Annotated in this window: 11 protein-coding genes and 1 pseudogene; 7 read left to right on the top strand and 5 right to left on the bottom strand. The window is 63.1% G+C overall.

Annotated features, from left to right (window positions below; all coding sequences use genetic code 11):
* Positions 1-49: 49 nt before the first annotated feature.
* Entirely contained in the window at positions 50-1,195 is a 1,146-nt protein-coding gene (locus AC13QO_RS04895) for a DUF2336 domain-containing protein (protein ID WP_488540029.1), read from the top strand.
* On the opposite strand, the gene AC13QO_RS04890 is transcribed toward AC13QO_RS04895, so the two are convergent.
* Entirely contained in the window at positions 1,192-1,611 is a 420-nt protein-coding gene (locus AC13QO_RS04890) for a hypothetical protein (RefSeq protein WP_097599330.1), read from the bottom strand. The genes AC13QO_RS04895 and AC13QO_RS04890 overlap by 4 nt on opposite strands.
* 129 nt (positions 1,612-1,740) lie before the next feature.
* On the opposite strand from AC13QO_RS04890, the gene AC13QO_RS04885 reads away from it, so the two are divergent.
* Positions 1,741-2,199 carry a GNAT family N-acetyltransferase gene (locus tag AC13QO_RS04885; protein WP_285193697.1) on the top strand — a complete coding sequence of 153 codons (459 nt, stop codon included), beginning with the start codon at positions 1,741-1,743 and terminating at the stop codon, positions 2,197-2,199.
* Between the two features lie 18 nt (positions 2,200-2,217).
* On the opposite strand, the gene AC13QO_RS04880 is transcribed toward AC13QO_RS04885, so the two are convergent.
* The 3 genes and pseudogenes from AC13QO_RS04880 to parE form a co-directional block, all read right to left on the bottom strand.
* Positions 2,218-3,420: an AI-2E family transporter gene (locus tag AC13QO_RS04880; RefSeq protein WP_097599332.1), complete on the bottom strand. Its 1,203-nt coding sequence runs from the start codon at positions 3,418-3,420 to the stop codon at positions 2,218-2,220.
* Between the two features lie 115 nt (positions 3,421-3,535).
* Positions 3,536-3,718: pseudogene (locus AC13QO_RS04875) on the bottom strand (esterase-like activity of phytase family protein); the annotation flags it as partial.
* Between the two features lie 282 nt (positions 3,719-4,000).
* The gene (parE, locus tag AC13QO_RS04870) at positions 4,001-6,073 is read right to left on the bottom strand and encodes a DNA topoisomerase IV subunit B (RefSeq protein WP_085780072.1); all 2,073 of its coding nucleotides are present in this window, start codon (positions 6,071-6,073) and stop codon (positions 4,001-4,003) included.
* A gap of 220 nt (positions 6,074-6,293) precedes the next feature.
* Here parE and AC13QO_RS04865 point away from each other — a divergent pair, with 220 nt between their 5' ends.
* The 4 genes from AC13QO_RS04865 to pyrG all read left to right on the top strand — a co-directional run bounded on the left by AC13QO_RS04865 (position 6,294) and on the right by pyrG (position 10,505).
* Positions 6,294-7,193 carry an alpha/beta hydrolase gene (locus AC13QO_RS04865; protein ID WP_488540028.1) on the top strand — a complete coding sequence of 300 codons (900 nt, stop codon included), beginning with the start codon at positions 6,294-6,296 and terminating at the stop codon, positions 7,191-7,193.
* Between the two features lie 127 nt (positions 7,194-7,320).
* On the top strand, positions 7,321-8,091 hold the full coding sequence (gene tpiA, locus AC13QO_RS04860; RefSeq protein ID WP_097599334.1) for a triose-phosphate isomerase: 771 nt from the start codon (positions 7,321-7,323) through the stop codon (positions 8,089-8,091).
* A gap of 118 nt (positions 8,092-8,209) precedes the next feature.
* The gene (gene secG, locus AC13QO_RS04855; protein ID WP_488540027.1) at positions 8,210-8,734 is read left to right on the top strand and encodes a preprotein translocase subunit SecG; all 525 of its coding nucleotides are present in this window, start codon (positions 8,210-8,212) and stop codon (positions 8,732-8,734) included.
* A gap of 142 nt (positions 8,735-8,876) precedes the next feature.
* Positions 8,877-10,505 (top strand): CTP synthase, encoded by a 1,629-nt coding sequence (pyrG, locus tag AC13QO_RS04850; protein ID WP_004673124.1) that lies wholly within the window; start codon positions 8,877-8,879, stop codon positions 10,503-10,505.
* A gap of 59 nt (positions 10,506-10,564) precedes the next feature.
* On the opposite strand, the gene AC13QO_RS04845 is transcribed toward pyrG, so the two are convergent.
* Positions 10,565-11,653, bottom strand: coding sequence for a citrate synthase/methylcitrate synthase (locus tag AC13QO_RS04845; RefSeq protein WP_285193693.1), 1,089 nt, complete (start codon positions 11,651-11,653; stop codon positions 10,565-10,567).
* Between the two features lie 83 nt (positions 11,654-11,736).
* On the opposite strand from AC13QO_RS04845, the gene AC13QO_RS04840 reads away from it, so the two are divergent.
* A complete protein-coding gene (locus AC13QO_RS04840; RefSeq protein WP_488540026.1) occupies positions 11,737-12,882 on the top strand; it encodes a citrate synthase in 1,146 nt (381 codons plus the stop codon).
* Positions 12,883-12,953 lie beyond the last annotated feature (71 nt).

The raw sequence follows: 12,953 nt of genomic DNA, 5'->3' as shown, positions 1-12,953 counted from the left end.
TGTCGCTACGATCTCAGCATTGAATGAAACGCGAAGGAATCGCGTTCAAGTGCTGGGGCGTCGCGTGATCGTAGAAGCTTTCCTTCGTTGGATCGAAACGGCCAAGACCGGTGATCGGGCCCGGGCCGCGAACGCACTCGGTCGAGCCTATCTGCAATCCGAGATGAGCGGGGAGGAACGGGCGGCAGCCGAGATGGCGATGACCTTTCTTCTCGATGACCCGTCGCCGCGTGTGCGGCTTGCACTGGCCGAGGCGATCGCCTGGTCGCCCGACGCGCCGCGCGGCCTGATCCTTTCGCTCGCCGCGGACCAGCCCGAGGTTGCCTGCCACGCCGTTACCTGTTCGCCGCTTCTCAGCGACGCCGATCTCGTCGACCTCGCCGCGCGCGGCAATGGCGCCACCCGCATGCTGGTCGCGGCCAGGGCCCATGTCACGCGCCCGGTCTCGGCTGCACTTGCGGAGGTCGGCGATGAAGACGAAGTGCTCTGCCTGCTCGAAAACGATGGCGCTGCCATCTCCAGCCAATCGTTGAAACGGATCGCCGAGCGGCTTGGCGATTGCTGCGATATTCGCAACCTGCTGCTCGACCGCAGCGATCTTCCGGCTGATGCCCGCCAGTTGCTGACCCAGCATGTCAGCAATGCGCTGGTCGGCCTGCCGTTGGCGCAGGCGGCGATCGGCCTGCAGCGGCTTCAGCGCATCAGCCGCGAGGCGACCGAGGCAGCCATTGTTTCGATCGCCGGTGATATCGCGCCGCGGGAGATCCCGGATCTCGTGGAACATCTGCGCCTCAACGACCGCCTGACGCCGTCCTTGCTGATGCATGCGCTCTGCGCCGGCAAGCTGGACTTCTTCGCTGCTGCAATCGTCGATCTGACAGCGTGCAGCGAGCGCAGGGTGCGCTCGATCCTGGCAACCGGGCGCATGCACGCGGTTCGCGCCCTCTACGAATCTGCCGGCCTGCCGAGGGATATCAGCGTGATCTTCGTCGAGGCGACGCTTCTGTGGCGCGACGCCGCTCGAAGGGCGCCGGGCAGCATGCTGGGGACCGTCGGCGGCCGTCTTCTCGAAAAATTCCGCCATCACTATGGTGCACACGGCGCGGCCGGTGAACTGCTCGACATGGTCGAAAAGCTTCATGTCACCGAGCAGCGCCAAACGGCCCGCGTCTATGCGGCGCTTGCGGCGGCTTAGTCGTTCAGCCGGGTCACCACCCAGGAATAGCTGGTGGATACGAAATGCACGGGTTTGGAAAGCGTCTCCCTGACGTCCCGGCCGGATGGCAGATGTGCGCGGACCTGGCCGGCGATGTTTTCAGCAAAGCCGGCGAGGCCTGTCGGTTCTTCGGGTGCCACAGGAGCGGTGTCGGCCGCGGCGGCAGGCAAGGGCGCCGGTTTCGGCGGTTCGGCGGCGGCCAGCGCTTTCGGCGCCTCGCACACGGCGATGACAGAGGGATAGCTGACATTGGCATAGGCCTTGAGCCGACGTTCGGCTTCGGCATCGCAAGCGGCAACGGTTTCCCAGCGTTTGTCGACCGTTGCGACATAGCTGCATTGACTGACGGAATCGTCGCAACCGAGAATGGTCATTGCGATGAGCACCGCTTGCATATTCTGCCTCCTTGGCTATTGAACCTTGAGATCGCCTTAGACGGCGCAATTCCAACCGAAACAAGGCGAAGGCATTAACTCTTCGTCATGTCGCAAAATTTGCGCCTACCGCAAACATTGGAAACCATCATGTCCGTCACTATCGCCCAGGAGCCGCCGCGTCAGGACGGCGTCATCCGCCTTCTCGATCTTTCCGACGCCTATGCAGCGTCGCTCTATCCCGCGGAGAGCAACCACATGGTCGACCTCTCCTTGCTGGAGAAACCTTCGGTAAGCTTCTTCGTCGCCCGCAATGAGGGGGCAATCGTCGGATGCTGCGCGCTGGTCGAGGCCGGCGACGGCACGGCGGAGATCAAGCGCATGTTCGTTGACCCGCAGGCGAGGGGATTGAAGATCGCGAGCGGATTGATGAATGCGCTGGAGGCGATCGCGGGGGAAAAGCGGCTGACGGCGATCCGGCTCGAGACCGGCATCCACCAGCCGGAGGCGATCGCCCTCTACCGCAAATACGGATACCGGGAGATAAAGGCTTTCGGCACCTATCTTCCGGATCCACTCAGCCTGTTCATGGAAAAGCGGCTGGGATAGCAGCTTGCGAAGGCAGGTTCAGCCTTCGGCGACGCGTGGGATCGGTTTCGCCGGCGGCGCCTGTTCGTCGATGACGATCTGCGGCACCCTTTCGCTGCTCTCGGCGTTGCGGGCCTCGTGGATCCATTCGCGCCAGATGGCGACGATCAGCGCCATCAGCACCGGACCGATGAAGAGGCCGAGAAAACCCATCGTCTTGACGCCGCCGATAAGGCCGAAAAAGGTCGGTAGGAAGGGCAGCTTGATCGGCCCGCCGACGAGCTTCGGTCGCAGCGTCTTGTCGACGATGAAGAGCTCGACAGTGCCCCAGACGAAGAGGCCGATGCCGGCGACATGCGAGCCGCTCGCCAGGAGATAGATGGAGACGAGCGTGAAGGAGAGCGGCGCACCGCCGGGTATCAGCGCCATCACCCCCGTGAGCACGCCGAGCGTTACCGGCGACGGCACGCCGGCGATCCAATAAGCCACACCGAGCACAATGCCTTCGCCGATCGCAATCAGCGTCATGCCCATGACGGTGGAGCTGATCGTTGCCGGGACGACGCGGGAAATGCGTTCCCAACGGTTCGGCAGGATGCGCTCGCCCAGCATGTCGATCTGCTTGGAGAAGGAGAAGCCGTCGCGATAGACGAAGAACAGCGCGATCAGCATGAAGAGCAACGTCAGGAGAAGATGGAAAGCGCCGCCGCCAGCTGCCAGCACGGCGCGATAGATGTTGCCGATATGAGCGCCGCTGATCGCCTGAATGAGTTCGCCGAGCGCGCCGGGACTGCCGACATATTTGGTCCAGAGATCATCGAGATAGGGGCCGGCAAACGGCAAGGCGACGATCCAATCCGGTGTCGAGGCGCCGGCGCGGTTGGCGTGGATCGCCCACGCGAGCCAGGTGCGCACTTCGCCCGTCGTATAGGTGACCGCGAGCCCGATCGGGATGACCAGGAAGGTAAGGATCATGAGGATGGCGATGGTGGCGGCGACCGTCGTATTCCCGCCAACGCGGGCAAGCAGCTTGCGATAGAGCGGCCAGCTGGCAAAGCCGATGACCAGGGCAGCAAGCACCGGCACGAGAAAACCATAGAAGAAATAGACTCCAGCGGCGACGACCAGTACTAGCAGCCAGCGCGCCGCAGAGATGGAGGGAATCAGCGGCGTGCGCGTCGGCGCCGATGGCCCCAGCCATCGCGGCTCATGATTGGTTTTCTGACGGTCGAACACACCCACGCGCGCCTCTTCTTATTGTTGTACTCTGGTTATGGGCCATGAACCCGGCGGTTTCAAGGTGCGCACGGTGAAAGCCCATACAAAGCGTCGCAGTTCGACCATTCGAAACCGTATCTTACTGTTGCGACCGGCGGAGAACCTTGAAGGCGTAGAATTGCGACTTCTGGCTTGTCGAGAAATTATTGTCGGAGCTGAGGATGAGAACGTCGGTACCGTCCCGGGCCTTGCCGAGCGACATCGCCCCGCTGTTGTCCGGGACGAGACCGATTGGCGTCAGATCGAGAACCTGGCTCTCGCGGGGCAGGCACTTCGTAGGTGGCGCCGACCGTTGCGGTGCTGGACAGGAGAACGAAAACGGAAGTCGCGGCAAATCGCTTCGTCATGGCAAGATCCGGCAAGGTTGAAAACGATTCGAACCGACGCACCCACCATTTCCTGGAAAGGTCGCGCGCCGTCCGCTTCATGCGCCGGTTCTTTGACGGAGTTGTTACGGTTCTTCGTCAGTTCCGTGAAATCGCTGATGCTAAAATGCGGCGCGCCGGGCGTATCAGTCAGATCGCTCGGCGCGCCTTACACGTGTTTAAATATCGAGGTTTTCGGCGAAAGCCGCGCGCTCCTGGATGAAGCGGAAGCGGGCTTCCGGCTTGGTGCCCATCAGATCGTCGACGGCGCTGCGGGTGCCTTCGAAGTCCACCTCGTCGATCAGCACCCGGAGCAGGGTGCGCTTGGCCGGGTCCATGGTGGTTTCCTTGAGCTGGGCGGGCATCATTTCGCCGAGACCTTTGAAACGGCTGATCTCCACTTTGGCCTTGCCCTTGAATTCCGTCTGCATCAGCTCGGCGCGATGATTATCGTCGCGCGCATAGGCGGATTTCGCTCCTTGCGTGATCTTGTAGAGCGGCGGCACGGCGAGGAAGAGATGACCGCCACGCACCAATTCCGGCATTTCCTGATAAAAGAAGGTGATGAGCAGCGAGGCAATGTGAGCGCCGTCGACATCCGCATCGGTCATGACGATGATGCGCTCGTAGCGCAGATCTTCCTGCCGGTATTTCGAGCGCGTGCCGCAGCCAAGCGCCTGAATGAGATCGGCGAGCTGCTGGTTGGCGCCGAACTTCTCGCGGCCGGCGCTGGCGACGTTGAGGATCTTGCCGCGCAGCGGAAGGATCGCCTGATTGGCGCGGTTGCGCGCCTGCTTGGCCGAACCGCCCGCCGAATCGCCCTCGACGATGAAGAGTTCGGCGCCCTCTGCGGTATTCTGAGAGCAATCGGCGAGCTTGCCGGGCAGGCGCAGCTTGCGCACCGCCGTCTTGCGGTTGACTTCCTTTTCCTTGCGTCGGCGTAGGCGCTCCTCGGCGCGCTCGATCACCCAGTCGAGCAGCTTGGCCGCCTCGTTCGGATTGTCGGCAAGATAGTGGTCGAAGGGATCGCGCAGCGCGTTCTCGACGATGCGCTGGGCCTCGACCGTCGCAAGCTTGTCCTTGGTCTGGCCGACGAATTCCGGCTCTCGGATGAAGACCGACAGCATGCCGACGGCCGAGATCATCACGTCGTCGGTGGTGATCTGGGCAGCGCGCTTGTTCTGCGTCAGCTCGGCATAGGCCTTCAGGCCCTTGGTCAGTGCGATGCGCAGGCCTGCCTCATGCGTGCCCCCTTCAGGCGTGGGGATGGTGTTGCAGTAGGAATGCACCTGCGGATCGCCTCCATACCAGGTGATCGCCCATTCCATCGAACCGTGGCCGCTGGCCTTCTCGGTCTTGCCGGCGAAGATTTCGCGGGTGACGGTGAATTCCTTTCCCATCGTCGCCTGGAGATAGTCCTTGAGACCGCCGGGGAAATGGAATGTCGCCTTGTCGGGCACCTCCGACCCTTCGGGCAGTACGCCAGGCTCGCAGCTCCAGCGGATCTCGACGCCGCCGAAGAGGTAGGCCTTGGAGCGCGCCATGCGAAAGACGCGGGCGGCTTCGAACTTCATGTGCTCCCCAAAGATCTGGGGGTCGGGATGGAAGCGCACGCGCGTGCCGCGGCGATTGTGGACGTCGCCCAGTTCTTCGAGCCCGCCTTGCGGCAGGCCGCGGGAAAAGCGCTGGCGGTAGAGCTTGCGGTTGCGCGCCACCTCGACTTCGAGGAAGTCGGAGAGGGCATTGACGACCGAGACGCCGACGCCGTGCAGGCCGCCCGAGGTCTCGTAGGCCTTGCCGTCGAATTTGCCGCCGGCATGCAGTTTGGTCATGATGACTTCGAGCGTCGACTTGCCAGGGACCTGCGGATGGTTCTCGACCGGAATACCGCGGCCGTTGTCGGTGACGGTCAGATAACCCTGCAAATCGAGATGCACTTCGATGAAATTGGCGTGTCCGGCGACCGCTTCGTCCATCGCATTGTCGATAACTTCGGCGAAGAGGTGATGCAGCGCCTTTTCGTCGGTGCCGCCGATATACATGCCCGGGCGCATGCGCACTGGCTCGAGGCCCTCGAGAACGCGGATCGACGAGGCGCCGTAATCATCCGCGTTGGAGGCGACGGAGGCGGGACGGGGAGAGACGGGCTGTGCAGCCGCCGGCGCACGCTCGGGCGCGGCCGCAGGCTTCTGCGCCTCCTCGCGTTTTTCAGAAAGAGGCAGTCCGGAAAAAAGGTCGTTGCTGTCGTCCATGGAGCCGTTCAGATCTTCGTCCTGTCTTGGGTCTGGCTTGGCACTTGCATCCGCCGCCGACCCAAAATCACCGCATTTCATGTCACGTTTGCGAATCAGGCAGATTCTGCCAGAAAGCGCCGCGAGACGCGACACCGCCGGATTGGCGGGGTTTTGACACATGATTTGCGTTGCCGGGCGCGGAATGGCAAGCGGCGGCAGGCTTCAGGAAACCATCCGCATGCGAATGTCCACAAGTGATTACACCGTTATATCAGCAATTGCGGCCTTTTTCTTGTCAGCAGCCGTTCTTTCCGCCGGCGGACCGGCGCGGGCGGCCGACACCCTGCCGCCTTTCAAGGACGATCTGTTTTCGAAGCAGACTGTGCTCCAGACGAGCGACGGTGGCGCCTCCGAGGTTATCGACTACGACGAGATGCGCGATATCAACGACCGCGACCAGATCCCGGAGAAGCGGGCGCAGCAGAAATATGTGTCTCTCGCCATCCGCAAGGCCCAGGCGGACGAAACCCTCTCACTCGACGGCGTCAGGCTCGATGTCACCAGGGTGGGACCGGCCCAGAATGCTGCCTTCACGGTGATTTTCATCCACGGACGCGATGGCGACCGCCGGCTCGGGGCCAATGATTACAGCTTCGGCGGCAATTTCAACCGGCTGAAGAACCTCGTCGCCGGTAATGGCGGCGTCTATTATTCGCCGACAGTCAGGAGTTTCGACAGCAACGGCGTTGCCGCGATCGAAGGCCTGATCCGTTATGCCAGCGCGCAATCACCGGGCCGGCCCATCGTCCTTTCCTGCGCCTCGATGGGCAGCCAGATTTGCTGGGGCATTGCGCGTGACGGCGACAGCGTCAAGCGGCTGAAGGGCATGCTCGTCATGAGCGGTGTCACCGATCCCGATTTCACCAGGAGCGCGTTTTACAAGGCGAAACTACCGCTCTGGTTCGCGCATGGCAGCCGCGACCCGGTCTATGCCGCCGCCGACCAGCAGGCGCTGTTCGAGAGCCTGCGAAAGGCGAAATATCCGACGCACTTCACGCTATTTCAGACCGGCAATCACGGAACGCCGATCCGGATGATCGACTGGCGCAGGGCCTTGAACTGGATCCTTGCGGCTTAACGGGCGTTTTCCGGCAGAAATATGCTCGAGATCGCGGAGATTCCCGTTACGTCAGGGGCATGATGCTTTTCTTTACCGCAAGCTTTTGATAATGCGGCCGGGGATATGAAGTTTGTGGAAGGCCGGCATGACACCTGACGTGCGCCCGCTGGTGGCGGGAAACTGGAAAATGAACGGCACGCGTGCCTCGCTCGATCAGATCAAGGCGATCGCCGAGGGCGTTCGCCCGCCGCTCGCCGACAAGGTCGAGGCGCTGATCTGCCCGCCGACGACGCTGCTCTACGTGGCAACCGCGCTCTGCACCGACAGCCCGCTTGCGATCGGCGCGCAGGACTGCCACCAGAAGCCGTCGGGCGCGCATACCGGCGACATCTCGGCCGAGATGATCGCCGATAGCTTCGGCACCTATGTGATCGTCGGCCATTCCGAACGTCGCACCGACCATGCAGAGACGGACCATCTGGTGCGCGCCAAGGCGGAAGCGGCTTTCGCCGCCGCGCTCACAGCGATCATCTGCATCGGCGAGACGGCGGCCGAGCGCCGGGCCGGGCAGGAGCTCGACGTCATCAAGCGCCAGCTTTCCGCCTCGGTTCCCGATGCCGCAACCGCCGAGAACACAGTCATCGCCTACGAGCCGATCTGGGCGATCGGCACCGGGGTCACGCCGACATCAGGCGATGTCGAAAAGGCGCATGCCTTCATGCGTGCGGAGCTCGTCTCTCGCTTCGGCGATGAAGGCCGCAAGATGCGGCTTCTCTATGGCGGCTCGGTTAAACCCGCCAATGCCGGAGAACTGCTGGGCATCGCCAACGTCGACGGCGCGCTGATCGGTGGAGCGAGCTTGAAAGCCGCCGACTTCCTCGCCATCTACCGGGCTTATGAGGCGCTGCTCGCCTGACGCGTTGTTCATAGCTCGGTTTATTCCGGCAGAAGGGCTTGGAATAGGCGAGAGCCTCATGTAAAGAGCCGCCAGAATTCTTACTTATGTCCGTCTCCAGGCGGGCAGGACTGGACCCATGCAGACAGTATTGATTGTCATCCATCTCATGATCGTGCTCGCCCTCGTCGGCGTCGTGCTCATCCAGCGCTCGGAAGGCGGCGGCCTCGGCATCGGCGGCGGTTCGGGCTTCATGTCGGCCCGCGGCACGGCCAATGCGCTGACCCGCACAACCGCGATCCTGGCGACCCTGTTCTTCCTCACCTCGCTCGGTCTCGGCATATTGACGCGCTACGAGGGCCGTCCGAGCGACATCCTCAACCGCATCCCCGCGACGAGCGGCCAGGGCAACGGCATTCTCGATTCGCTCGGCGGCGACACACAGCCCCCGGCGAACCAGCCGGCCGGCAACGGCGTTCCGAGCAGCGGTGCGGCTGCGCCCGCACAACAGGCTCCGGCCGCGCAAGCTCCCGCAGCAGAGGCTCCGGCAGCCACCGCGCCTTCGACGACTGCTCCGGCAGCAACTGCCCCATCGACGACTGCGCCGGCAGCCCCGGCCGCGCCGGCACCGGCTCAGCCCTCCGGCGTCCCGACGGGACAGTAAACCGGGCTTCGACATAAACCGCCGGCAGGCCCTCGGGTCTGCCGGTTTTCTTTTGTGCAGATTCCCGGTCAGGCTCCGAAAATTCTGGAAAAGAATTTTTGGGCTGGTGGAATCGTTTTTGAAAAGGTATCCGGTGAATCCCATGGCGCGATACGTATTCATCACTGGCGGCGTGGTTTCCTCTCTCGGAAAAGGAATTGCGGCCGCGGCTCTCGGAGCGTTGCTGCAGGCCCGTGGATATCGGGTACGGCTTCGTAAGCTCGACCCCTATCTGAACGTGGACCCGGGCACGATGAGCCCGACCCAGCACGGCGAGGTCTTCGTCACCGACGACGGCGCGGAAACCGATCTCGATCTTGGCCACTACGAGCGCTTCACGGGCCGTTCGGCGACCAAGACGGACAACATCACCACCGGCCGCATCTACAAGAACATCATCGACAAGGAACGGCGCGGCGACTATCTCGGCGCGACGGTGCAGGTCATTCCGCACGTCACCAACGAGATCAAGGATTTCGTCACCGAGGGCAATAAAGATTACGACTTCGTCATCTGCGAGATCGGCGGCACGGTCGGCGACATCGAGGCGATGCCCTTCATGGAGGCAATCCGCCAGCTCGGCAACGACCTGCCGCGCGGCACCGCCGTCTACGTGCATCTGACGCTGATGCCTTACATTCCGGCCGCCGGCGAGCTCAAGACCAAGCCGACCCAGCATTCGGTGAAGGAGCTGCAGGCGCTTGGCATTCACCCAGATATCCTGCTGGTGCGCGCCGACCGCGAAATTCCGGAAGCCGAGCGCCGCAAGCTGTCGCTGTTCTGCAACGTGCGTCCGTCGGCCGTCATCCAGGCGCTCGATGTGGCCAACATCTACGACGTGCCGATGGCCTACCACAAGGAAGGCCTCGACGACGAAGTGCTCGCGGCTTTCGGCATCGAGCCGGCGCCGAAGCCGCGCCTCGACCAGTGGGAAGAGGTCTGCAACCGCATCCGTACGCCGGAAGGCGAGGTGACGATCGCGATCGTCGGCAAATATACCGGTCTGAAGGACGCCTATAAGTCGCTGATCGAGGCGCTGCATCACGGCGGCATCGCCAATCGGGTCAAGGTCAAGCTCGAATGGATCGAGTCGGAGGTCTTCGAAAAAGAAGATCCCGCACCTTATCTCGAAAAGGTGCATGGGATCCTGGTGCCCGGTGGCTTCGGCGAGCGCGGCTCCGAGGGCAAGATCCATGCGGCGCGCTTCGCCCGCGAGCGCAAGGTGCCTTATTTCGGCATCTGCTTCGGTATGCAGATGGCCGTCATCGAGGCGGCGCGCAATCTCGCTGATGTGCCGGACGCGTCGTCGACCGAGTTTGGCCCGGCGAAGGAGCCGGTGGTCGGCCTGATGACAGAGTGGGTCAAGGGCAACGAGCTGCAGAAGCGCACGGCGGCCGGCGATCTCGGCGGCACCATGCGCCTCGGCGCCTACAAGGCGGCGCTGAAGAAGGGCACGAAGATCTCGGAGATCTACGGCTCGACGGATATTTCCGAGCGTCATCGCCACCGGTACGAGGTCAATATCGACTACAAGGACCGGCTCGAGAGCTGCGGCCTCGTCTTCTCCGGCATGTCGCCGGATGGCGTGCTGCCGGAGACGATCGAATATCCCGATCATCCCTGGTTCATCGGCGTGCAATACCATCCCGAACTGAAGAGCCGGCCGCTCGATCCGCATCCGCTGTTTGCAAGCTTCATCGAAGCAGCAACCGAGCAGAGCCGTCTCGTCTGACGACTGCGGCGCCAGATCGCGCGGCTATCGCGCGATCTCGTCAATCAGCCATTCTATTTTCAGGCAGCGGTCGGCAGCGGCCCGATATAGACCGAACGCGGGCGGATCAGCCGGCCGTCGAGCGCCTGTTCGCGAGCATGCGCCAGCCACCCCACAGTGCGGCCGATCGCAAAGACGCCGGTGAAGGCCTGGCGCGGGAAGCCCAGCGCTTCGAGCAGCAGCGCGGTATAGAATTCGACATTGACCTCGAGCCGCCGGTTGGGCTTGCGCGCTTTCAGGATCGCCAATGCGGCGGCTTCCACCGCCTCGGCGAGTTCGACGCGGGCGCTGTCGACCTGGCCTGACGAGATCAAAGGCGTTAGCGCGCCTTTCAGCGCATCCGCGCGGGGATCGCGGACGCGGTAGATGCGGTGGCCGAAGCCCATCAGCCTTTCGCCGCGATCGAGTGCATCGGCGAGCCATGTGCCGGCATTATCCGGCGTTCCCACCGCATCCAGCATATCGAGGACGGGACCGGGCGCGCCGCCATGCAGCGGCCCCTTCAGCGCGCTCAACGCCGCCAGAACCGAAGAGGTGAGGCCAGCCTGCGTCGAGGCGATGACCCGCGATGCGAAGGTCGAGGCGTTGAGCCCATGGTCTGATATCGTCACGAGATAGGCGTCGAGTGCCGCCGTCTGCTCCCTGGTCGGCAATCGTCCGATCAGCATGCGCAGGATATCGGCCGCTTGTGGCAGCGAGGCGTCGGGCGCGATCGGTTTTTGCCCGCGCTGCAGCCTGAGAACCGCCGGCAGGAAGACCGCCGGCGCTGCCAGAAGGCTGAGCGCGACGTCGAAATCCTCGCCATCGGAGAGCCGGGCTAACAGTGCCCGCATCGCATCGACCGGCGGCAAGGCGATCAAGGCGGCGTCGGCGGCTTTGATATGGGCGAAAACCTTCGTTCGTGCCTGTGCCAGCCAGTCGCGTAAGAGCGCCTCATCGAAGCTTCGCTCCATCAAGCCGTCGAGCAGCAGTGCAGCGACGCGCTCATAGGTGCCGCCTGCGACCAGATGATCCAGCGATACGCCGCGGATGATCAGTCGACCCGCTTCGCCATCGACATCCGACAGCTGCGTTTCGGCGGCAATAACATCTTCCAGGCCGTTTTTCATGTGGGTTCTCCTTTACGGCTCGAATGATCCGACCTAGTCTTATTGACGTCAATCTTGACGCAATTGATCAATGTGAGGCTGTGATGCCGTGGTTGACCACCCACGAGGCGCTGCAGGCGCTGAAGACCAAACCGCAGACGCTCTACGCCAATGTCAGCCGAGGGCGCATCCGCGCCAAGCCCGATCCCGCCGATCCGCGCCGCAGCCTCTATCACGCTGCCGACGTGCGGCGGCTTGCAGATCGCCATGCCGGCCGCCGCAAGGCCGAAATAGTGGCGGCCGAGACGATCCGCTGGGGCGATCCAGTACTTTCCTCGGCAATCTCCACCGTGACGGGCGGACGCCTTTTCTATCGTGGGAAGGATGTGGCCGGTTTCGCCGAGACGGCGACGCTGGAGCAGACCGCGGCATTGCTGTGGAATGGAGCGGAGACGCCTGCCTCCTCGACCGCGACCACGCATGGCTCTCCATCGCTTCAGGCCGCGTTCCTGGCGCTTGCCGGGCGGGTGACATCGGACCTGCCGTCGCTTGGCCGCTCGCCGGCGGCACTCCGGCGTGAGGCGCAAGGAATTCTCGCCACGATCGCAGATGCGTTGGCACCAGGCGCTTCGGACCGGCCGCTGCATCTCAGACTTGCGGCAAGCTGGCAGCGGCCGGAGGCCGGCGAATGCCTGCGTCGCGCGTTGGTGCTGCTTGCCGATCATGAACTCAACGCCTCGGCCTTTGCTGCACGAGTCACGGCCTCATCGGGTGCGGCGCTATCGGCCGCCGTAATTTCCGGCTTGGCGACGCTGACGGGACCGCTGCACGGCGCCGCCTGGCAGAGCGTTGATGCATTGATCGAGGCAGCCTGCGCCCTCGGTCCGGCGCAGGCAATCCGCCGCACCCTTGCCCAGGGCAATCGCTTATCAGCCTTCGGTCATCCGCTTTATCCGGACGGAGATATCAGAGCGTTGGCGCTGCTTTCGCAATTTTCACTGCCACCTGAGTTCGCCGAGGTCAGGGATAGGGGCGAGGAGATCATCGGGGAAAAGGTCAATGTCGATTTCGCTCTTGCCGCGATGTCCGCCGCCTTCGATCTGCCGAGAGAGGCGCCGATCGTCATTTTTTCGCTTGCACGCTGCACCGGCTGGCTCGCGCATGCGATGGAGCAGATCGAAAGCGGCGAATTGATCCGGCCACGGGCACGTTATACCGGACCGGCGCCCGATATGAAGAGCAGCACTTGAGGATGCGGGGTTCGCTTTTTTCGCCTATTGAAATATCCGAATTCGGCTATCATGCCTCGTATGGAAGAAGA

Source organism: Rhizobium sp. CNPSo 3670, from assembly GCF_057784555.1.
The sequence above is the reverse complement of the archived record's forward strand: the minus strand, read 5'-3'. Positions and strand labels throughout refer to the sequence as shown.

What these genes read in the sequence shown, in the direction of transcription:
- AC13QO_RS04890 (WP_097599330.1), bottom strand. Translation starts at nt 1,611, where the DNA reads ATGCAAGCGGTGCTCATCGCAATGACCATTCTCGGTTGCGACGATTCC.
- AC13QO_RS04885 (WP_285193697.1), top strand. Translation starts at nt 1,741, where the DNA reads ATGTCCGTCACTATCGCCCAGGAGCCGCCGCGTCAGGACGGCGTCATC.
- parE (WP_085780072.1), bottom strand. Translation starts at nt 6,073, where the DNA reads ATGGACGACAGCAACGACCTTTTTTCCGGACTGCCTCTTTCTGAAAAA.
- AC13QO_RS04865 (WP_488540028.1), top strand. Translation starts at nt 6,294, where the DNA reads ATGCGAATGTCCACAAGTGATTACACCGTTATATCAGCAATTGCGGCC.
- tpiA (WP_097599334.1), top strand. Translation starts at nt 7,321, where the DNA reads ATGACACCTGACGTGCGCCCGCTGGTGGCGGGAAACTGGAAAATGAAC.
- secG (WP_488540027.1), top strand. Translation starts at nt 8,210, where the DNA reads ATGCAGACAGTATTGATTGTCATCCATCTCATGATCGTGCTCGCCCTC.
- pyrG (WP_004673124.1), top strand. Translation starts at nt 8,877, where the DNA reads ATGGCGCGATACGTATTCATCACTGGCGGCGTGGTTTCCTCTCTCGGA.
- AC13QO_RS04845 (WP_285193693.1), bottom strand. Translation starts at nt 11,653, where the DNA reads ATGAAAAACGGCCTGGAAGATGTTATTGCCGCCGAAACGCAGCTGTCG.
- AC13QO_RS04840 (WP_488540026.1), top strand. Translation starts at nt 11,737, where the DNA reads ATGCCGTGGTTGACCACCCACGAGGCGCTGCAGGCGCTGAAGACCAAA.